Origin of the sequence: Bradyrhizobium quebecense (assembly GCF_013373795.3) — a bacterium.
In the GTDB taxonomy this organism is placed as follows: domain Bacteria; phylum Pseudomonadota; class Alphaproteobacteria; order Rhizobiales; family Xanthobacteraceae; genus Bradyrhizobium; species Bradyrhizobium quebecense.
In genome coordinates this window covers 8,594,739-8,614,689 of the sequence record NZ_CP088022.1, presented here as the reverse complement: position 1 = coordinate 8,614,689, position 19,951 = coordinate 8,594,739, and the positions used below count along the sequence as shown (strand labels likewise).

At 60.8% G+C, this 19,951-nt stretch carries 17 protein-coding genes and 5 pseudogenes; 2 read left to right on the top strand and 20 right to left on the bottom strand.

Annotation, left to right across the window (positions count from 1 at the left end):
- Positions 1 to 52 precede the first annotated feature (52 nt).
- Positions 53 to 331, top strand: a complete 279-nt coding sequence (locus tag HU230_RS40875) for a hypothetical protein (RefSeq protein ID WP_176533533.1) — start codon at positions 53 to 55, stop codon at positions 329 to 331.
- A gap of 540 nt (positions 332 to 871) precedes the next feature.
- Here HU230_RS40875 and HU230_RS40870 read toward each other — a convergent pair.
- The 7 genes and pseudogenes from HU230_RS40870 to HU230_RS40840 form a co-directional block, all read right to left on the bottom strand.
- A complete protein-coding gene (locus HU230_RS40870; RefSeq protein ID WP_224944073.1) occupies positions 872 to 1,447 on the bottom strand; it encodes a 2OG-Fe(II) oxygenase in 576 nt (191 codons plus the stop codon).
- Between the two features lie 97 nt (positions 1,448 to 1,544).
- Complete coding sequence (locus HU230_RS40865; RefSeq protein WP_234600203.1) at positions 1,545 to 1,760, bottom strand: GFA family protein; 216 nt, start codon at positions 1,758 to 1,760, stop codon at positions 1,545 to 1,547.
- Positions 1,761 to 1,818: 58 nt separating this feature from the next.
- The gene (locus HU230_RS40860) at positions 1,819 to 2,559 is read right to left on the bottom strand and encodes a hypothetical protein (RefSeq protein WP_224944344.1); all 741 of its coding nucleotides are present in this window, start codon (positions 2,557 to 2,559) and stop codon (positions 1,819 to 1,821) included.
- Between the two features lie 329 nt (positions 2,560 to 2,888).
- Positions 2,889 to 3,731 carry an electron transfer flavoprotein subunit beta/FixA family protein gene (locus HU230_RS40855; RefSeq protein WP_176533534.1) on the bottom strand — a complete coding sequence of 281 codons (843 nt, stop codon included), beginning with the start codon at positions 3,729 to 3,731 and terminating at the stop codon, positions 2,889 to 2,891.
- Positions 3,732 to 4,312: 581 nt separating this feature from the next.
- Positions 4,313 to 6,067 carry a nif-specific transcriptional activator NifA gene (gene nifA, locus HU230_RS40850; protein ID WP_176533535.1) on the bottom strand — a complete coding sequence of 585 codons (1,755 nt, stop codon included), beginning with the start codon at positions 6,065 to 6,067 and terminating at the stop codon, positions 4,313 to 4,315.
- A 252-nt stretch (positions 6,068 to 6,319) separates the two neighbouring features.
- A complete protein-coding gene (locus HU230_RS40845) occupies positions 6,320 to 7,156 on the bottom strand; it encodes an SDR family NAD(P)-dependent oxidoreductase (protein WP_176533536.1) in 837 nt (278 codons plus the stop codon).
- Between the two features lie 383 nt (positions 7,157 to 7,539).
- A pseudogene (locus HU230_RS40840) lies at positions 7,540 to 7,860 on the bottom strand (transposase); the annotation flags it as partial.
- 604 nt (positions 7,861 to 8,464) lie between these two features.
- Between HU230_RS40840 and HU230_RS40835 the strand changes: the two are divergent.
- Positions 8,465 to 9,763 carry a hypothetical protein gene (locus HU230_RS40835; RefSeq protein ID WP_176533537.1) on the top strand — a complete coding sequence of 433 codons (1,299 nt, stop codon included), beginning with the start codon at positions 8,465 to 8,467 and terminating at the stop codon, positions 9,761 to 9,763.
- Positions 9,764 to 9,869: 106 nt separating this feature from the next.
- Here HU230_RS40835 and HU230_RS40830 read toward each other — a convergent pair.
- The 13 genes and pseudogenes from HU230_RS40830 to HU230_RS40775 form a co-directional block, all read right to left on the bottom strand.
- Positions 9,870 to 10,165: pseudogene (locus HU230_RS40830) on the bottom strand (IS630-like element ISSpo6 family transposase); the annotation flags it as partial.
- Between the two features lie 249 nt (positions 10,166 to 10,414).
- A complete protein-coding gene (gene tnpC / locus HU230_RS44270; RefSeq protein WP_420840921.1) occupies positions 10,415 to 10,987 on the bottom strand; it encodes an IS66 family transposase in 573 nt (190 codons plus the stop codon).
- Positions 10,869 to 11,804: an IS66 family transposase gene (tnpC, locus tag HU230_RS40825; RefSeq protein ID WP_420840824.1), complete on the bottom strand. Its 936-nt coding sequence runs from the start codon at positions 11,802 to 11,804 to the stop codon at positions 10,869 to 10,871. Before tnpC (HU230_RS40825) ends, tnpC (HU230_RS44270) begins: the two co-directional genes overlap by 119 nt.
- A 122-nt stretch (positions 11,805 to 11,926) precedes the next feature.
- Positions 11,927 to 12,283 (bottom strand): IS66 family insertion sequence element accessory protein TnpB, encoded by a 357-nt coding sequence (gene tnpB, locus HU230_RS40820; protein ID WP_176529006.1) that lies wholly within the window; start codon positions 12,281 to 12,283, stop codon positions 11,927 to 11,929.
- Entirely contained in the window at positions 12,280 to 12,684 is a 405-nt protein-coding gene (gene tnpA, locus HU230_RS40815; RefSeq protein WP_224944070.1) for an IS66-like element accessory protein TnpA, read from the bottom strand. The genes tnpB and tnpA overlap by 4 nt, the downstream gene beginning before the upstream one ends.
- A 48-nt stretch (positions 12,685 to 12,732) precedes the next feature.
- The gene (locus tag HU230_RS40810) at positions 12,733 to 12,924 is read right to left on the bottom strand and encodes a group II intron maturase-specific domain-containing protein (protein ID WP_224924232.1); all 192 of its coding nucleotides are present in this window, start codon (positions 12,922 to 12,924) and stop codon (positions 12,733 to 12,735) included.
- A gap of 68 nt (positions 12,925 to 12,992) precedes the next feature.
- Positions 12,993 to 13,426, bottom strand: a pseudogene (locus tag HU230_RS40805) (transposase); the annotation flags it as partial.
- Positions 13,427 to 13,844: 418 nt separating this feature from the next.
- Positions 13,845 to 15,071 (bottom strand): IS91 family transposase, encoded by a 1,227-nt coding sequence (locus HU230_RS40800; RefSeq protein ID WP_176533524.1) that lies wholly within the window; start codon positions 15,069 to 15,071, stop codon positions 13,845 to 13,847.
- Positions 15,072 to 15,091: 20 nt separating this feature from the next.
- Positions 15,092 to 15,953: pseudogene (locus HU230_RS40795) on the bottom strand (tyrosine-type recombinase/integrase).
- Between the two features lie 174 nt (positions 15,954 to 16,127).
- Positions 16,128 to 17,147 (bottom strand): annotated as a pseudogene (gene fni, locus HU230_RS40790) (type 2 isopentenyl-diphosphate Delta-isomerase).
- Positions 17,148 to 17,233: 86 nt separating this feature from the next.
- Positions 17,234 to 18,136 (bottom strand): terpene synthase family protein, encoded by a 903-nt coding sequence (locus HU230_RS40785; RefSeq protein WP_166104093.1) that lies wholly within the window; start codon positions 18,134 to 18,136, stop codon positions 17,234 to 17,236.
- Positions 18,133 to 19,680 carry a hypothetical protein gene (locus tag HU230_RS40780; RefSeq protein ID WP_176533539.1) on the bottom strand — a complete coding sequence of 516 codons (1,548 nt, stop codon included), beginning with the start codon at positions 19,678 to 19,680 and terminating at the stop codon, positions 18,133 to 18,135. The genes HU230_RS40785 and HU230_RS40780 overlap by 4 nt, the downstream gene beginning before the upstream one ends.
- Entirely contained in the window at positions 19,677 to 19,928 is a 252-nt protein-coding gene (locus HU230_RS40775; protein WP_224944063.1) for a hypothetical protein, read from the bottom strand. The genes HU230_RS40780 and HU230_RS40775 overlap by 4 nt, the downstream gene beginning before the upstream one ends.
- Positions 19,929 to 19,951 lie beyond the last annotated feature (23 nt).

Here is a 19,951-nt window from a genome sequence, read left to right as displayed (position 1 = left end):
ATTACCCCTAGGACCTGCAGCGATCCCGTTCGTCAAACAAAGGCGGCCTTCAATGGAGGATACCTTCCTCGACCTCGTCGAACAGGCGCATCTCACCTTCACGGGCAAGTCCGACGGTGAAATTGCCTTCGGTGCGCTGAAGGGCTTCCTCGATGTCCGCTACGGCGCGCGAGACGGTTCGGCCTGTGCGGAGTTCTCATGGGAAGGGCACGACGAGAATGACCCCGCCTGCGGTCGCAGATGGGCTATGATCGGCACTGCGGGCAGGCCCGTCGGTCACTTCTACATACACAAAGGCGACGATTTAGCCTTCGTTTGCGAACGCGGCTGAGTTCTTCAACAGCCTGCTAGGTCTTCAGGACGCCCCACGAGGTGATACAGCTCTTTAAGACGCGCGGCTTCTGGTGGGAGATTGGTTGTGAAGACCATATTCGCGGATCCAAGCGGAGAATGTCATCGGCGCTATCGGCTGTCCAGCCTACCGCACGGGGCGCCGCTGTGAGCGAGGACCGTTCCATTGAACTCGTCCCGAACCACGATTGCCTTGAGCCTGATTTAGGCCGACCGGCGATTGGACGATTCTCAGTCCACGCGTATCGACTCGCGAACGGCGCCAACGTCATGGTTTCCGGCTCCATCTGGCCACTTCCACTGTAGCGCACAGCAATGACGAGCTCACGGACATCTGCCCGAAGAGATGCTCTGCCGATCTCGTCCGGCAAGCTGCCCGTTACTCAATGCATCCACAGATCCCTCCAGCTACCTCTTGTCATCGGCTAACTAGTAGAGCTCTCGATGATCCGGCGGTTCGCGCCGCTGCGTTTTGAACAGAAATAAACCAGTGAACGACGCTCCCCAGCGTGCACAGGCTTCACCTCATGCCGGTTCCTGCATGTAGTAACAAGTACGCTTCCAAATGGTGGTCGAACACGTATTGTTCGTACGCACTAGGATATATCACAAACTCCCCCCCCTCAAATTCTCTAGTGAGTTGAACAATCACGGCGTACTCGAAATCAGGGTCGCTCTCAGCATCCAAATGGATGCCAACAAAGGATCCGGTCGGCATACGATGTATTTGGCAGCGGCGAATCACATAATCAGACCATCCTCCTAAGATCTTTTTCAACGTGAGGCGACGGTGTCTCCTTTCGAGTAACTCGATGATTTGAGCTGGAGCTGTACCATGCGCATTGCTAGGAGGGCGGCCGGGCAGATCTACCCTGACGCGTTTCACAAAGACACTGTGTGAATCGCCGGCATCCCCTTCCCGCACCTCCTCTTCGGGAATCTCGGTCTGCAGCTGATCGACCCTTGCCAAGTCATCATCGGTGAACAAGGTCTGGGGGGCGATCAAGACCGTCCCCTTAACCAACAGCTCTATGCGGTATTTTGTGAGAGCCTCTTCTGCAAGCAGACGGGATTTATCATTTACTGCGCGTGCCATTCGCGTTTACTCCAAGTTCGGACTTAAGGATCCTTCGCTATCGCCTTGCATCGAGTGGATGGCCTGCTCCCAACGCTCGCCATCAAAGTCCTTTTATTCATACGCTTTCGATCGTTCGTTTATCCAAGCATACAATATTTACGCTGAATCCTGAAGGACTGGATCGAGGCCTGTAGAATGGCTTTACGCCGCAGATCCGGCAAAACGTGTGCCGAGCGACGTTCTTATTAAACTGGTACGAAGTGAGAAATTCTTCGCCGCACTCAATGCCCACTTTGTCGCCAGGCACGAGCAAATGTAAAAATTTCGACATTTGGCAAATTGAGCAGTTGCATCCCACTGCGGAACTCGCAGCGCTCGAACGCAGAATTTCACAGAACCACAATGACAGCGGCCATGGTGGCGGATCTCGGCACCATCGCCTTCGAGGGAAAACCCTGCGAGCAGATCCCGGCACCACTCGAAGCTGTGCCGCCAAACTCATCGAAAAAACGGCTACTGCTGTCAGCCGGGACAATTTCGCCAATGAGGCGGCTTGTCATCTCCTCGTAATATTTTTCCGCTGGATCCTCGCCGCCGACATGGACCCGAAAGTACTCAAGATCGTCTGCCTCCACATCAAAGGTCTCGACCACAGTGGCCGATAGCGACTGGATCATCTCCGCAGCATGCAGTTCGAATGCGACCATGTAGGCGCAACGCACCACGGGGTCTTTCGATGACAGCCCGGCATACAGAGAATGCAGATATCGCTTTGTTGTGGGGCTATAGTTTGGTTTTACTGCCCCACCGAGTAGTCGCGATGCATCTTTTCTAAATAGGTTCGAGTGGAACTGTTCGGTGGCCAGAATATCGGGTAACGCCGCGTTGCCGGCCCGGAGAACTCGGCTATGACCACCCGTCTCATCCCAACAGATGAAATTTGCGACCACGCTGGTCAGTTCAACATGCCTCGGAAGGTCGCGATTGGTATGCATCGCAGCGAGTACAAGGTCCTTTTGGGACCCTGCCCGCAGATATGGGAATGCCTGTGACATCGCCAAGTATTCAGGAATCAGGCTGACAATCTGGTCCTTTGACATCGCCGCAGCGAACGGATGGGGGCCGAACACGCCCGCGCTTTCTGTGTCAAATACTCATGGACCGAGATCTGAGGAGGCTGATCCAGTGCAAATTCAGATGCGCGAGAAGACGTCATTTAATCTCTAGCTATTAAGGTGACGCAACTGATCAACGATTTCGTTGGGAAGGCGGTCTATGATGGCGTTGACCATGCATGTGAAACTCCCCTGGGCCGGCACCTTCACGGCAACAGACTGCGGCATGACTAGCTCGGTCCTATTGATGATCGCATCGATGGAAACATGTCCATTTGATGATGGCGGCGACGATGCGCCCGGCAGACTCGACGCGTCACTCGAAGGCAGTAACGCAGTTGAGATCAAGCATTGCGGGCTAACGCCGCGAGTTCGGCTTCTAGCTTCGGTTGATGCTTGAAGATGGCGTCGATCAGCGCTTGCGCTGGTTGCTCGGCCGCTTCAACCAGTGCCGCCTTCTCAGCGCGGGCGGACGGAGCGAACACCCGCTTGACGACAGTCGGCGAGCCCCTAAGACCGCATTTTGAGACGTCCTCGACGCCGACATCCTGGGCGCTCCATTTCACGATCGGGGCGCGCGCAGCGCGCAAGGCATCCGCCATGGCGCCACGACGAATCTGGTTGGTCGCCTCCAGCATGGTGATCAGGCACGGCAGCCTGGTGTGCAGAACCTGGACCCCACCTTCGGAGCGCCGCTCTGCCTCAATTGTGCGTGCGGCGAGATCAAGCGACCTGACCTTGGCGACGTAGGTTAGCTGAAGCACGCCTAGCCGCTTTGCGATGCCGGGCCCGACCTGCGCAGTATCGCCGTCGATGGTTTGCTTGCCGGTAAAGATAAGATCTGGCCGGCCATATTCCTTGTCGATCTTTCGAATGGCTGTTGCCAGTGCGTACGTTGTGGCCAGGGTATCGGAGCCCGCAAAGCAACGATCGGTTAGCAGTATCGCGCGATCGGCGCCAAAGGTCAGTGCTTTTCGGAGCGAGTCTTCCGCCGACGGCGGCCCCATTGTAAGCACGGTTATTTTGCCGCCGAACCGATCGCGCAGCTCCAGTGCGGCCTCGAGCGCGAAAAGGTCATATGGGTTGATGATCGTCGGCACGCCCTGGCGCATGATCGTATTGGTGACCGGGTGCACGCGGATCTGTGCAGAATCGGGAACTTGTTTAATGCAGACGACATTGTGCACAGTTCAGCTCCATAAATTCCCAAGCTGCGAAGAAGAACAGCAAGTGTTGTACCAGCGCGCATGATTTCGGAATCAGCTCAACAATACAAAAGCTTAGGCGAGCCAGGCGATATCGCCCGACGCTCCCGACGAAGCAATGTCGACACTCGTCGCGACTGCGACAGGGCTGTTCGAGCGACGTGATCGGCAATTGAGCCGGCCCGGGAGAGTTCCTCCTCAACGAGGTGGGTTTTGCTCCAGACGATCAAGATGCGGATCCAATTCGTCCGAGCCGGCGTTGGCTTGATATCTCGGTTGAACTATGGATCAACCAAGCCGCTCGCCACGACGACCGAACGTATCGACGCTCGGTGGTGTTCTGCACGTCGAGCGCAAGCCGACCTCTATCCCGGTCGAGCGAGCTCATGCTCCTCACAGCTCTCGAGTCCGGTCCGGGTCTCTATCCATCATGAAAACCTGCGGTGGATAGGACCGTCCTCAGAGGAGGGGTAGACCAGCCCCCCCCCGAAACCATCGACGATTAACCTGCCACGGCTATTTGCCTCAATGTGATGATCGCAGCTCCCGCTCTTGTGTCCTTCTCAAAATCGCTTGATCTCGATTCCGTATTTCCTCAACGCGTAGCCGATCTGGCGCGGAGTAAGTCCGAGCAAGCGCGCTGCCTTTGCTTGAACCCAACCGGATTTTTCCATGGCGGCAATGACCCGTTCGCGATCGGCAATCTTCGCGCCGCTCACGAGGACTGTGCCGGGAGGCCCCAGTGAGGCCAACTCGCTGCCAACAGGCGGCAGCGGCGCGTCCGCCTTAGTCACGGGTGTGACAGGACTCGCCGGCATTGGCATGGTTGGTGCAGGCTGGACTGTCATCTCATCCGATGTACTTTTCCAGAGCATCGCGGAAAGGCACTGGCCATGGCAACATGCAAAGTCATTTCTCATGATCGAGGGCCCGGCGGCCAGGGTCGCGGTTCGCTGGATGCAATTTTCGAGTTCGCGGACATTTCCTGGAAATCCGCAGTTCATCAGCACATCGATCGCACTCGCCTCAAAGCTCAGCGTACGGCAGTTCTCGCTGTTGAAATTTTTCAGAAACTCGCTGGCAAGCAACGGAATATCACTTCGCCTTTCGCGCAGCGTTGGCAGCATCAAGGGAACTACGCTGATGCGATAATATAGGTCTGCGCGGAACTCGCTCCTCGCCACAGCCTCTTCAAGATTCCTATTGGTCGCAGCTATGACACGAACATCCACCTTGATGGTCTGGTTACTGCCGACGCGCTCGAACTCCTGCTCTTGCAGAACGCGCAGCAACTTCGCCTGGAACGGGGCCGAAATTTCACCGATCTCGTCAAGAAACAGCGTGCCCTTGTCAGCAAGCTCGAAGCGCCCTTTGCGCGCGCTGAACGCGCCGGTAAAGGCACCCTTCTCGTGACCGAACAATTCGGACTCCAGAACTGTCTCAGGGAGCGCCGCGCAATTCAGCTTGATGAAGGGCCGCTTGGCACGCAACGACAACTCGTGAATGGCCTTGGCTACGAGTTCCTTCCCAGTACCGGATTCACCGCGAAGCAAAACGGTGCTGTTCGATTTAGCGACGACCGCGATCTTCTCGAGCAGCCCGCGCAGCGCCGGGCTGTCGCCGATGATCCCGTGGATCGGCACCTTCTTGCGCTCCCTTGCGGGCTGTCTAAGCTCTGACAGTTGCTTATGCAGCCGGTCTTTCTCCACCATCAGTCGTTCGCGGTCACAGGCGAACAGGCGATGCAGCTTAACTGTCTGCCCGACCAGGTTGGCGATCATGCCGAGCAGCCGCGCGTCGTAGTCAAGTAGTTGGCTCGACCTGTCGTCCCGAATACGATCAACCGTCAGCGTACCCACGACTTTCGGATCAATACGAATTGGAACCCCGATGAATGACACCAGCATACTGTCTGTGGCGCCGAGCACCTGCAGGTCCGCAGCGCTGAACGCCGGCTCGACTGCCACATTCTCGGCGATCAGGGGTGTGTCCGTCGCGACGATCTGATCGATCGCCTTCCGCGGCAAGTGCATCCGGTAGCGCTCGTCACTACCCTCGCTCCAGCCGGCCCCCACGGCGATGTCCGGCATCCCTTCATCGTCGAAGAGTGAAACGATGCCGTGTCGCATCTGCACAAACGATTGCAGAAGATCGACCACTTTGGCCAATGTCACTTCGAGCCGGCAAGGTGCAGTGAGCACCCTTGATATTTCGAAGATGCCGGTCAGGGCGCTCTCGCACAGCGGTTCGACCGAGACCTCGCGCTCCGTCTCTGACTGTGAGTTAGGTCTTTCGCGTGTGGATGCGATATGCAGCATAACGAGGTCTCCGTTGTTCTGATCGGCCTCCCCTGGCACCTTGTGCGGGTTTGCGAGCGTTTCTTTGCATGTCATGCTCGATCTAGCGCCAAGTGTTGACGAGATGACATAGAAGGGTCACACCTTTTCATGGCACGAGGGTAACTCACAGGGCCTCGATCTCGGCTTTTGCGGAATGGGTGCGTAACGTCGGCGTGAACGCAAGTTCCACGACTTCAGTTCAAGTCAGCTACCTTGCTGGGCCTCGCCGTTTCAAAGATGTTGCCCACCATTGATCGGCACCTCGGCGCCGGTGACATAACTTGCAGCATCCGAACATAGGAAGAAGATGACCTTGGCCACTTCATCGGGTGTTCCCACTCTGCGCAGCGGAATGCTTGGCACGAGACGCGCTTCCGTGTCGAGCGACAACATACTCGTCTGTATTTCGCCGGGTGCGATCGCATTCACGCGAATGCCATGCGGCGCATAATCGTGGGCCATTTCTCGTGTCAGACTTGCAAGCGCAGCTTTCGACGTCGCATACGCACTGCCGGCAAATGGGTGCACACGCGAGCCCGCGATGGACGTCACGTTGACGATCGATCCTGACGCAGCTCTCAGCTCCTCAAACAACCCTTGCGCCAGCATTATCGGAGCCATCAGATTGAGATGGAACACCCTCATCCAGGTTTCGGGTGAGGTCGTCAACGACGTCAGCCGGCCACCATTGGACGATTTCGGCGAGACGCCGGCATTGTTCACCAGCGCGTGCAACGGTGCGCCCGCCAACCGTTTCTTGACCTCGGTGATCACGCGCGGCAGCATTCGATGATTGCCAAGATCGACTTGGACATGATCCTCGTTCCCTGACTCCCACGGGCACCGCTCGCGATCGAACGGTTGGCGCGCGCAAGAAATGATCCGCCAGCCCGCCTGCGAAAACAGCTTGGCAGTGGCGTGACCGATCCCGCGTGAGGCGCCGGTCAGCAGCATCGCCTTCTTTTCTCCCCGGTGGACGCCGGCGTGGCAGGCATGCACGGGACAACCCGACTGTGTTGCAGACAACAGACCTCCGACCATATCGTCATCTGGCAGATCGAGACCCACGCCAGCCTCCCATCCTGTAGCACCGTTGGCGGACACGTAGCAGGATTTGGGCCATCGCTATGCACGCAAACGCGCCCCGCTTTTGCGTCCTAATGTCGCGCTCGCGTAACAGCTGGAGGCTTGGCGACAAGGCGCGTATGCATTGCGACAGCGACGGCTTATCACCTACAAAATGCCGCGCGCACTCGCCCGCGCTACGCGATCAGGGCGTAAAGCACGCCCCGCCTTGCTGGCTCGTAGCCTGACCAGCGAGTGGATGGACAGCGTCTCTCGTCCGAGCAACTATCGGTCAGGATCGCTTTTGCAATGTACAGCCGCATCAACTTGTACAGAACATGAGGTAACCGGCTTCATACGTTAGGTTCGCCCGTCACTAGAGCGTGTCACATCTTGACTGAAGCATAACCGGCGTTTGCGAAGTAGTTTGCGCATTCGCGAGGCTGGATGTCCTGAACGAGGTGACCGATGTGGCGCCAAGTGTCTTCGACGGTGCGCCTCTGAGCCTGCCGCATCCAGTGTTTGATCTTGGAGAAGGCCTATTCGATCGGGTTGAGGTCGGGCGAGTATCGCGGCAGGCACCAGAGCCTGGCGCGAGCAGCCTGGATCATCTGCCTGACAGCTTTCGACTTGTGACTTCCGAGGTTGTCGAGAATGACGATGTCGCCTTCGCGCAGGGTTGGCAGGGGAAGGTGCTTCACATAAGCGCGGGAGATGAAGGACCCCCGGCCGGACTCTGGATCTGTCCCAGAAAAAATGAGGCGAGGATCAGCCGTGAGAGCCTGGGCGACGACGTTGGCGGACGACATCGCCAAGGCTCAAACCACGCAACAGATTGCTCCTTGAACGGCGTGAGCCGTCGCGTCGGTTGTCATCCTGCTCGGCGCGATAGAGCCCTCGCCTGTCCCTCTGACTTGATCCGGTCGCGCCCAGAATAGGTAGGAGCCCGATCCAATGCTGATGTTGTACCGTCAAATGTCGCTAGCCTTTCGGGCTGGACTCCGTGCAGCATCAAGATCTGACGATGTCTAAAAAGACTGCTAACTTGCGAGCGGTTGATCTGGTTGCATCGGGTGGCCGCTCGATCAGATCGGTGGCCAAGGAACTTGGTCCCGGGAGGCCAACAGTGGACGGCTGAAAGAAAATTGAAGGTTAGAGCTGGCTCCGCAAAACGCCACAGCAAGATCGTAAAGCCCCGCCTTCAGCATAACCCGGCAGGAATCCACTTAATTTTCGCGAGGCGCTGTCCAAACAACCGGGACCAGCTCTGTTGCCGTCGAATTCGATTCTGCAACGATTAGGGCCAGATAAATGTACCAAGTGCCAGTTGATGAATTACGCGCAACGTCCGCGGCGGCTGTCGGAGCAACTCTCAAGGACGCAGCTTACATCCTCGAGGAAACGCAACATCGCCCTCTGTCCCCTAGGGAAGTTGGCGAGTTCATTGGGACGATCAACACGCCTGATTTTGAGAAGATTAAGGCGATGGTCCTTGACTGTTCCTCCAAAATTAGAGTGCGGAAATATGGTCGCTCCGTTGTCACGATGTCCCCCGTGGAGGTTACTAACCGATGTGCGTCTAACTGTGATTTTTGCGGATGGCGCGCCGACAACACGCAGATGGGGCGCGTAACTATCGATGAAGAACTCGCCGATATTCAAACTCAATATTTGCTTGAGAAAGGTGTTCAGGATATCGAACTGGTCGGCGGCGATGACATTCGATTTGTCCGCGCTCTTCCAGTTCTCCTAAGGAGGCTGAAATCTCGTCTTCCAACTGGTGCTAGTCACCTGTTGTTTAGCACGATGGCACTTACGGAGCGGCAATATCAGACGCTAGCTGCCTGCGGCGCTGATGGAGTGATAATGTGGCAAGAGACATATGATGAGAGTGTGTATAATCATCATATCTCGAGTGGGCCCAAAGCTTGCGGAATCGACGAAGAGTTCCGCATTGTGAAGAATGGTAATGGCTTCTTGTTCAGGCTACAGAGTCAGGATCGAGCAGCCCAAGCAGGCCTAAATCTTTCGGTGGGATCAATGCTTGGGCTAAACAAAGACGTTGCCTTTGACGTGTTGGCGACCATCCACCACGCGAGGTATCTTTGCACAACGTATGCCCCCGTGAGCCCCTTGATTATAGGCATGCCAACATGGAACGAAATAACGACCCCTGAGACAGACAGACGCCCCGAGCAAATCTTAGATATAGAGAAATGTTTTTCGTTCTTCGCTGCACTTTATCTCCTGGCCTTATCGGATCTAAATATATGGGTGTTCCCTACATGTCGCGTTTCGATGACGGCTCATATTGAGGCGGTAAGAGTTGCAGGCGCTTATACGTCCACGGAAGTAAAAACAGGCCCAGGGGGCTATTTGGTTGACGCGTTGCGGAATGCAGACCCCAGAGTACGCCAAACTATAATAGAAAAGCTTTATCGAGAGTTTGGCGAAGAACGCATTAGCGCAAACGCGCTTCTGAAGCGTCTTGATGGAATTGAGCAGTTCAAACATTATCACTATCCCCACGAAACGTTTGCGCGTGCGCTTGCCGTTGCGGGGATCAAGATTGCAAATCGCGATGGTGCGGGCACGCTCTCTGCGATTTGAGCGGTTTGAGGCGATTCTGCGTAAGCACGAAGTTTGCCGGATAGGTCGATCAAGGGTTCCTTAAGCGCGGCCGGAATACTTTGAAAACACTTGGAGCTTTTTCCGATCACGTTGCGTCGTAGCCAGCTGCGACGAGATAATTTTGACATTCCTCGGGTGAGAAGCGTTTGAGAGCGTTGGCGATTGCTTGCCAGAGATCGGGCATGGTGCGCGCTGCGGCGGCCCGCAACAGCGCTTTCAGTTTGGAGAAGGACCGTCCAGAACAAGCGGCGCGATCAGACCGTCGGAGCGCAATCCAGCGGTGAATGTCGTCGTCTTCCAATGTCCGTGTGGGATAGCTGCACGACATAGCTCGCCGCGTGGCGAGCGCCCGTAACGCCGCGCCATTTTGGTGTTGGCGCTGGGGTGAGTAGGCCGGGGGATTTTCACCCCCGGCCTCTCGCAGAACGGTGCGTGAACCTCTCGGTTCACACCGCTCCCGTCAGGTGAACGTGGTCGTTCCGAAGAACTGCCAGTGTACGAGCAGCTCCGCGTTATTCCGAGCCAGCTTTCGCAAGAACAGCGAAGCACCGGTTTTGTGGGTACGGAAGCCCTTGTACTTTGTAAGCGCTGTTTTCAGGCCACAGCTTTGAGGTCGTGACGGCAATAGGCCTACGGCAGCAGGTGATCGATCTCGTTATTCGGATGACCGTTGACGATCCTGGTGAGCGCGTCGGTCAAGTAGGCAAGCGGATCGACGTCGTTCAGCTTACAGGTTTCGACCAGTGATGCGATGATGGCCCAGTGCTCGGCACCACCGTCAGAGCCCGCGAACAGCACATTGTTCCGGTTCAGCGTGATCGGACGGATCGATCGTTCGACAGTGTTGTTGTCGAGCTCGATATGACCGTCGTCGATGAAGCGCGTCAGGCCCTCCCAGCGTGAGAGCGCATAGCGAATGGCGTCGGCCAACTTGCCCTTTTGGCTGATCAACGCGAGCTTTGCACGGAGCCATCGCTCGAAGGCTTCCGCCAGCGCCCGGATTGTCTGCTGCCGAACGAGACGGCGCTCCTCGGCGCCGCGACCACGGATGTCCCTTTCGATGCGTAGAACTCGCCGATAGAAGTTACGTCGCATGTGCGACCAGCAGAACGCAAGTTGGACATCGCCACGCTCGGCGAGCTTGCCATAGCCGGCATAGCCATCGACCTGCAGGATCCCTTCGAAGCCTGCGAGATAGGCGATTAGCCGATCGGCTTTGCGATCGGGGGCATAGACATAGGCGAACGCCCGGCGGATCGGCACCGCCCCGCGGCCGGTCGTCCGCTGCATAGGCCCAGAGCTGACCGGTCTTGGTGCGCCCACGGCCAGGATCGAGCACCGGCATCGTTGTCTCGTCGGCGAACAGCTTTGGCCGTCGCCTGAGCTTGCCGAGGAGGCGCTCATGCAACGGACGCAGGTGGAAGGCTGCTTGTCCCACCCAGTCCGCCAGCGTCGAACGATCGAGCTCAATGCCCTGGCGGGCGTAAATCTGAGCCTGCCGATAGAGCGGCAGGTGATCGGCATATTTGGACACCAGAACCTGGGCGACGGTTGCTTCGGTCGGCAGTCCGCCCTCGATCAACCGGGCCGGGGCCGGCGCCTGCATGACACCGTCCTCGCAAGCGCGGCAGGCGTATTTGGGACGCCGGGTCACGAGGATCCGGAACTGCGCCGGGACCAAGTCCAGCCGCTCGCTTCTATCCTCGCCGATCCGATGTAACTCGCCCTGGCAGCAGGGACAGGTCTTGTCCTCGATGTCGACGACGACTTCGATCCGCGGCAGGTGCGCCGGCAAGGCGCCACGGTTGACGCGGCGCCTACCGGCTTGCACCTCACGGCCTTCAGGTGCGCTCACGTCCTGCGCCGTCTCGTTGTATGCGGCGACCTGCTCGACGTCTTCCAGGCCCAGCAGCATCTGATCTTCAGGCAGCGTCTCTGCCCGCCGGCCAAACCGATGTCGCTGCAATTCCTTGATGATCTGACGCAGCCGTTCGCTCTCGCACCGCTCCGCAAGCAGCATCGCTTTCAGCGTCTCGGGATCGTCAGGCAGGGCGTCGCTCACACCCAATTCAGAGCATATTCGCCGCCATCTGGCGACACATCCCACGCTCTTGATTCACTTCGCCGCAGTGCCGCCAACAACTATCCCGCTCGCGTTGGCGCCGGCGTCTCCCGCGCCTCATGCACAAGGCGCCAGTCGAGTCCTTCCAGCAGCGCCGACAATTGCGCCGCCGACAGACGCATCACGCCGTCCTCGACCTTCGGCCAGCGGAAGATCCCATCCTCGAGCCTCTTGGTGAACAGACACAGACCCGTTCCGTCCCAGAACACCAGCTTGATCCGATCCGCCCGCTTGGCCCGGAACACATAGACAGCGCCCGAGAATGGGTCTGCCCGCATGCTCTCGCGCACCAGGGTCGCAAGCCCTTCCATCCCCTTGCGGAAGTCTACCGGTTTGGTCGCCACCATCACCCGGACCGCACCCGACGGACCAATCACCGGCTCGCCTTCAGTGTCTGGACGATCGACGCAATCATCGTCGTATCCGCACCACGACCGGCCCGGATCGTGATGCCGTCAACTTCGATCTCGATGATCCCGGAATCCGTCTTGGCCTTGCAGCGCACCGCTTTGCGCTCACGGCCAAGAGCGGGCGCCGGCACTACGGCATCCACCACCGCCGGCACAAACTCTACTTCTTGCTCTTCGGAATAATCGACCGCAGCATCTCGCAACTGACGGCGCCAACCAAACAACTGCTGCGGCGACAATCCATGCCGTCGGGCTACCGAACAGACCGAGTCGCCGCTCGCAACGATCTCCGCAACAATCCGCGCCTTGTCCTCGTCGCTCCACTTCCGCCGACGGCCGGCTCCAGTGAAGACCTCAAGCCGCCTCACCGGCTCCGTGATAGCACCATGCACTGTGTCCATTCTAAGCCTAACGGTTCAAACAAACCGCAGACTCGCAGATCGCCCCGTCAACCGGTAGGTGGCCGCTGAACAGCGCTTACTGTACTTTCGCATGATCCACGCCTTCAGCTTCTGATTGACGTAGTCGACCAGAGAGAACAGCGCTGAACGGCTGAACCGACCATAATAACCTATCCCCCCGGAGGAGCGGATTGATCTGTTGGGCAAGCTCAGCCAGCGTACCCGGCGTTTGCCGGGGAATGTGCAAACTTCGGATGGCTGCTCGCATGGCCTTCCAGCCGGCCCGGATCAAGTCCGGCCTGCCAGGATTGCCAACGCTGGCGCCTACGAGAGACGTCGGCGCGCGCTTGTTCGAGGGCGAACAGTGTTTTTTTGAACCGCAGTCCTTCCCGGCGCAGGAACAGCCAGACCGCGTTGTGTGAGACCTTGCCCCCCGAGCTGCCAGTTCCGCCTTCAGACCATGCAGCATCAGGTGCGGCGTCTGAGTGATCCGCTCGACAATGAAGGCACGATGCGGATCAAGCACGGGCTTGCGGTGACCGCCCATCTTGCCAGGCGCAACCGAGCCGGTCGCCCGCTGCCGCTGTGACCACTTCACAACCGACGAGACCGCAACACCAAACCGTTCCGCCACAGATCGGCAGCTCTCGCCCGCTAAAACCGACGCCACCACACGCTCGCGAAGATCCAGGGAAAGAGGTCGGGTCATGCGATGCTGGCCTCCAATCCAGTCAGCATCTTGAATCATAAACCGCCAAAAACCGGAATCTGGAGGGTTCTGTGAGGTCGCGCTCACGCGAGGGCGCGGCAGGCGCTTATGACGCGACCTCATTGAAGCCGGATTGAACGAAGGCGCGGGAGGCTATTCGCGGTTTTGCAGCTATGGGGATTGTTCGAGATCGCCATGCCCGATCTGCTGGCTCGGCGCGTGAGGCAGAGACACAGGAGTGCGCATCCTGGAAGAGTTGAGATCAGACGCGCTTCGCCTGAGATCGCGATAGGCCTTTTGCTGCATCGGACGGTTGTTGTCGCGCAGTGTGACAGCACGGATTCGACATCGTCCGCGATGATCGAGACGCTGGGAGCGAAATGACGAATGATGATCGTCGTGCACGACATGACTTGGCTCACGATGTGTCGCATCGGAACGGTGATGTTCGAGGGCTGGGGCGTCTGAAGCTATGTCGAAAGCGCTCAATGATGCGCATGACGCCACCACAATCGGGACAGGCAGGAACCTCGGCCCAGGTTTGAGCCTCCGAATCCACAGGCGACGGCTGGCCATCGTTTGGGGCTGTTCGCTCATGATCGAGAAGTTCGCGGCAAAGGGCGAGCTTGGCAGCGCGATGGCGGTTGGCCATGAAGCCGAAGTGGCGGATGCGGTGGAAGCCGTCAGGCAGCGTATGAAGCAGGAAACGGCGAATGAACTCATCGGGCTTGAGATTCATGATCTTTGTCGCGCTGTTTTGGCGATAGTCCTTCCATGAGAAGGCGACATGATCGTCGTCGAGTGCGACGAGCCGGCTGTTGGCGATCGCGACGCGATGGGTGTAGCGGCCGAGATAGGCCAGGACCTGTGCGGGTCCGCCGAAGGGCCGCTTGGCGTAAACAACCCAGTTGATGCGTCGCATGGCGTCGAGGTGGGCCGCAAAGGCAGCCGGCTCGGCCAGAGCTCCGAGATCGCCGAAGAAACGCAAGGCACCGGAGTTGAAGGCTGCCGACAGACGTTTGAGAAAAAGTGTGCGAAATAGTCTGGACAACGGTTTGACGGCCAGGAAGAAGTTCGGTCGGCAAGCGGTCCAGCGCGCACCATCGGGCGAGAGGCCGCCACCCGGAACGACGCAATGGACGTGGGGATGATGCATCAGCGTCTGTCCCCAGGTGTGGAGGACGGCGACGCCGCCGATCGCACCGCCGAGCCGGCGTGGATTGGCGGCGAGCGTCGTCATCGCCTCGGCGGCAGCCTTGAACAGGATGGCATAGACGACGGCCTTGTTCTGGAAAGCGATCGCGGCGATCGGTGCGGGAAGTGTAAAGACGACGTGGAAATAGGGAACCGGAAGCAGGTCGGCTTGACGCGCGGCGAGCCACGCGGCTCGGGCTCTCCCCTGACACTTCGGACAGTGCCGATTGCGGCAGGAATTATAGGCAACGCGTGTCGTGCCGCAGTCGTCGCAAGCCTGCATGTGGCCGCCGAGCGCCTCGGTCCGGCACGCAACGATCGCGCTCATCACGCGCCGCTCGACCCGCCCCAGATGACCGGCATGTACACGGCGATAGGCGTCGCCATGCCGGCACAGAATATCGGCAATCTCGATGGCGGGCCTGTTGGAGCGGATGTCGGAGCGGGTCATGACCCGCATCCCGCTGCGGGTCATCCAGGTGGCGTCACCTCCAGCGACAGGCGATCGAGCGGGCTCTGCGTCGCTCGGATCGTATCGGTGGCGACCTGCGTGTAGCGCGCTGTCGACGACAAATTATTGTGCCCGAGCAAGACCTGGATGATCCGGATATCGGTTCCGTTCTCGAGAAGATGTGTCGCGAAGCTGTGGCGCAGCGTGTGCAGCGTGACGCTGCTTGGTCAGGCCCGCAGCCTTCACCGCCGACCGGCAGGCGGCATGCAGCACGGTCTGATCGATCGGATGATCTTCGTCACGACCAGGGAACAGATAAAGCCGCGGCCGGGCGAGCCGCCAGTAGGTGCGCAGGATGCCCAGCAGCTGGGGCGACAGCATCACGTTGCGATCCTTCGCGCCCTTGCCGTGGCGCACCTGGATGACGCCGCGGGCGCTGTCGATGTCTTCGATCCGCAGTCCCGCAACCTCCGAGGCCCTGAGCCCGGCCGCATAGGCGGTGGTGAGCGCGGCGCGGCTCTTCAGGCTCGATACCGCTTCAAGAAACTGAACCACTTCGTCGGCGCTGAGAACGACCGGCAGCTTGCGCGGTTCTCGCGCATAGGGAATGCGCTCTGGGATGAGCGCCTCGCCGAGCGTGACGCCGTAGAAAAACCGTAGCGCACAGACGATCTGGTTCAGCGCCGGCCATGAGATGCCGGTCGAGACCAAATGCACCTGGAAGGCGCGGACGTCTTCCAGCTCTAACCGGTCAGGCGATCGGCCAAAATAGCGGCTGAACTTCGAAACCGCGCTGATGTAGGATCTTTGCGTCGCCGGCGACAGATTGCGGACGGTCATGTCTTCGATCATGCGGCGGCGAAGAGGGCTCAAATCGGCCATCTCGATACTCCTGTCTGAGGGGGTGGGCTCCAACACCCACATCCTCTCAGCCAGGAGGCGATCTATGCCACCTTGCCCCCTACGCCGCGGCAGCGGCTTAGTTCAATCCCCTCCGATTCAGTTAAGCAATGAAATGCTTTAGGCGCCCGCCGCCACGTGCGGGCGACGCCGGCATCAACCGGCGGGCAGATGCACCGCTGGCAACAAGCGCGCCTGACGCAACGCCGCCAGATCAGCCGAGCCGGTGCAGAAGCAGGCGACGGCCAACTGGCGGATGACGATCTCGAAATGCGCGACAACCGCCTCAGTGGAAACCGTAGCCGCGCGCAGCACGCCGGCCGCCTGCCCGGCGATGTCCGCGCAGGCGGATGGCCTTGGCCACGTCGACGCCGCCGCGGATCCCGCCCGCGATCAGCTTCACCGTTGGCCCGACGTACCGCCTGCACGCTGGCCGGGGTCGGAATCCCCCAATCGGCGAACGCCATCGCCACCGTCGGCGGCATCGCGGGCGCGCTGGGCCCTCCACCACGGCCCAACTGGTGCCGCCGGCGCCGGCGACATCGATCACCGCCACGCCCGCCTCGACGAGCGCTCAGGCCACCGAGGCGGAGAGGCCCGACCCCACTTCCTTGGCCACGATCGGCACGCCCACGCTGCGCGAGCGATCTGCGCCAGGACGCCGCGCCAGTCGCGGTCGCCCTCCGGCTGTACGGCTTCCTGCAGCGGATTGAGATGGACGATGAGTCCATCGGCATCCACCGCCCGGCGCGCCAGGTCCAGGCTGTCGGCCTCGCGCAGTTGCGCGGCGCCGTTATTGGCCAGCAAGGGGGACGTCTGGGGCCAGGCGGCGCAGCGCGCGCGTTAGCCCCTGGGAGTTGCGGGATTGCAGGCTCACGCGCTGCGAACCGACGCACATGGCGATCCCCAAGGCTTGCGCTGTCTCGCCCAGATGCCGGTTGATGGCCTCGACGCGTGGCATGCCGCCGGTCATGGAGCTGATCAGCAGCGGCGCGCGCATGGTCTTGCCCAGAAGCGAGGCGCGCAGGTCGATCTGCGTCAGGTCCAACCCGCGCAATGCGCAGGTTCGAAACGGATGTACTCCCAGCCGGCGGCGACCGTGGCCGGCGCCGTTCGCCGATCCAGCACGATGTCCAGATGGTCGTCCTTGCGCTGGCTCAGGGCGGCGTCGCTCATGCTCGCTCCATCCGTCGCATCGGGCGACGGCGTTGCGTCGGAGCGGACCGACGGCAGCGCGCGCACGCCGCCGCCCTGCCGCGCGTTCAGGCCGGCGCACGCTGGCCTCCCCCCGCAGCGTCGCTGCGGTAGCGGCTGGTCGAGGTCTGGTAGTACTGCGCGCGGATGGCCGCCATGGTCTCGATCAACGGTCCCCACGGCGCGGGAAAGCGTTCTTCCGCCATCACCCGATGCAGCATGCGCGTATGGCCGGTCAGCTCGTCGTTGAGGAACTCCACCACAGGCATAGCCGGATAGCGCTGCAGCAGCAGGATTACCGCGTTGTCGGCCTCGCCGGCCGACCTGTCCTTGTCGCGTCCATGCAGATCGTTCTGCAGGCGCCCTATCGCGGAGATGAGCCGCAGGACCTGGCGAAACGCCGGACGCGCACGCAAGGTCGCCATGTCCAGCCCCCACAGCAACGACAGGCAACAGAATACGTTCGTGTAGGCGATTGAATTGATGCCGTTGTGCAGGTACTCGGCGTAGGACCAGCGTTCCGCCCCTGCCGCCTGCGCGTGTCCGGCGCGCAGCGCCGCGCAGTAGCACCGGGTATCGTCGAGAAGCTGAGCATAGTCGCGGCGATCGTAGGCGAGCGCGGCCAGCGAAGCGCGCAGCACAGCGCAGCCCTCGAATCCGGGGAGCGCGCAGGGCTCGCCCTGCCCCAGCGCCTGCTCCACCGCGGCGAGCTGTTCCGGCGCGATCAGGCCAAGGTCGTTGCAATCGTCGAGCCAGAACAGCAGCGCCAGTTCGCGATAGAACGCCACGATCAGCGTTTCGTCCTGCGGATCGCGGCCGATGCGGGCGCTGGTGTCGCGCAGGCTCGTGTGGATGCGCTGCAGGATGTACTGGCCGCCCCTGACCGCTTCCACGGCGTGCTCGTCGGCGAACCCGGTCAGGGAATGCCCCCACTCCAGCACCTGCTGCAGCGCGCGTTCGGTCTGGATCATGGCGCCGCTCCTGCTCCCTCGGCCAGGACGCGCCGCCCCCAACGGAGCGCCAGCCACAACCCGGCGAGTTCGGCCACGCGCACGACCCGGGTGGGGCAATACAGTTCCTTGCCGATCCACAGCGGCGTCTGCGGCAATGCATGCGCATGGCGGGCGAGCATCCACTCCAGCGCATGCGCCACCGCCTGCGCGATGCGCCTGCGCCCTGTCGGCTCTTCGCTCCCGTCCATCACGTACAACGCGAACAGCGCATAGGCGGTTTCCTCGAATGTAGACGCGCGACCGGCGCCCCAGCCACCGTCGTCGCGCTGCGCCTGCAGCAGCGCCGCCAGCGCGCGGTCGTCGCGCCACTGGGGCTTGCCTTGCGCCAGCGCAGCGACCGCATGCGCGGTGGGATACAGCCACGAAACGTGCCATTTTTCGTTGTCCCATAAACCGTGCGCGTTGCGATTGGCCTCGACGTAGGCGCTGGTGCCGGTGGCGGGCTTTCCCAACAGTCGCAACGCATGCAGGGCGTGGATGTTGGTCGACACCGAGGCATTGCGCTCGCCGGGGAAGGTGACGAACAGCTCGCCGATTTCGAAATGGCGCAACGCATCGACCGCCGGGTCGCGGCCTGCAAGGCGCAGGACGCACAACGCAACGGCGGTGTCGTCCGCATCTGCCGCGAAGTGCAAGGCCGGGCCTAGACCGCGCACGCCCAGGCGAGCGTCGAGCTGCGCGACGATCACGCGCACCGCCTCGGCGAGCACGGGATGCGCGAACAGTCCAGCCAGATGCAGGGTGTACAGCGACCAGCATAGCTCGAACACATTGATCGGCCAGACGTTGGGAACGACACCTTCGATGCCGCTGCGCGTCGCCCGCGATGCCGCCTGCAGATACGCGTCGGCACGCCCGACCTGCGGCGTGCTCCCCTGTGTCACGGCGTGCGCACGCCACGCGGCGGTGGCCGCCGGACTGATGCCGATGCTGCCGTCATCATCCGGGCATGCGGTGGTCGGCGACGTCCCCCAGGCTTCCCAGGAGTGCAGCAACGGATGGCCGCTCGGGAACGTCGCCACCGCCCTCAGCTTGACCAGGCACGCTTGCCGCAACGGCAAGAGCGCCCGGTGGCGCGGAAACGCCACGCCGCCCAGCAAGGATGCGGCCTCGCCGCACAACTGCGGCAGGATCAACTCCGCGCCGATCGGCGCGTCTTCCGGCACCGCATGCGCGTAGGGATCGGGCTGGCGCTCGAGGAACCGGATTGCAGCCTGGACTGCGTCGGCAGCGCCGGGAAGAGGATCGGCACACTGCAATGCCAGCAACGCCGCCCACGTGGGCGCATGGCGGAACAGCGGGAAGTCCGCGCTTCCCCATCCGCCATCGGCCTGTTGCTGTGCGATAAGCCACGCGTATGCGTCCTGCCGACCAGCGGCGTTGCCGTGGAACTGCAGAGCTCGCGCCGTGTCGTAAACGGACGGACCGACGCTGCCGCCGTCGCTCATCTCGCTCAGCAGGTGGCGCAATTCGGAAAGGATCTGTTCGGACAGCGAGTTCACGCGGGATGTTCCTTCTGCAGACGGTTGACGAGAACCAGGATCGGGCAGACGCCGCGCACGTCACCGCAGGCCCGGCGCATGGGCAGCGCCGGACGGCCGCCCTGCTCCGGCGCGGCGACGCGCCCGATGTCGGTCCGCCGCATAGGCTTGCGCGCAGCGCGCCACGGCCGTGCTGGGCAACCGCTGCGATCGGCGCCGCGGACTCGGACACAGTGCAGCATGCAGCCGCCGGCCGATCGCAGCGGCACAGGCGCGACTCCATGCGGACGGG

What these genes read in the sequence shown, in the direction of transcription:
- HU230_RS40875 (WP_176533533.1), top strand. Translation starts at nt 53, where the DNA reads ATGGAGGATACCTTCCTCGACCTCGTCGAACAGGCGCATCTCACCTTC.
- HU230_RS40870 (WP_224944073.1), bottom strand. Translation starts at nt 1,447, where the DNA reads ATGGCACGCGCAGTAAATGATAAATCCCGTCTGCTTGCAGAAGAGGCT.
- HU230_RS40865 (WP_234600203.1), bottom strand. Translation starts at nt 1,760, where the DNA reads ATGTCGAAATTTTTACATTTGCTCGTGCCTGGCGACAAAGTGGGCATT.
- nifA (WP_176533535.1), bottom strand. Translation starts at nt 6,067, where the DNA reads ATGCTGCATATCGCATCCACACGCGAAAGACCTAACTCACAGTCAGAG.
- HU230_RS40835 (WP_176533537.1), top strand. Translation starts at nt 8,465, where the DNA reads ATGTACCAAGTGCCAGTTGATGAATTACGCGCAACGTCCGCGGCGGCT.
- tnpC (WP_420840824.1), bottom strand. Translation starts at nt 11,804, where the DNA reads ATGCTGCTTGCGGAGCGGTGCGAGAGCGAACGGCTGCGTCAGATCATC.
- HU230_RS40800 (WP_176533524.1), bottom strand. Translation starts at nt 15,071, where the DNA reads ATGACCCGCTCCGACATCCGCTCCAACAGGCCCGCCATCGAGATTGCC.
- HU230_RS40785 (WP_166104093.1), bottom strand. Translation starts at nt 18,136, where the DNA reads ATGATCCAGACCGAACGCGCGCTGCAGCAGGTGCTGGAGTGGGGGCAT.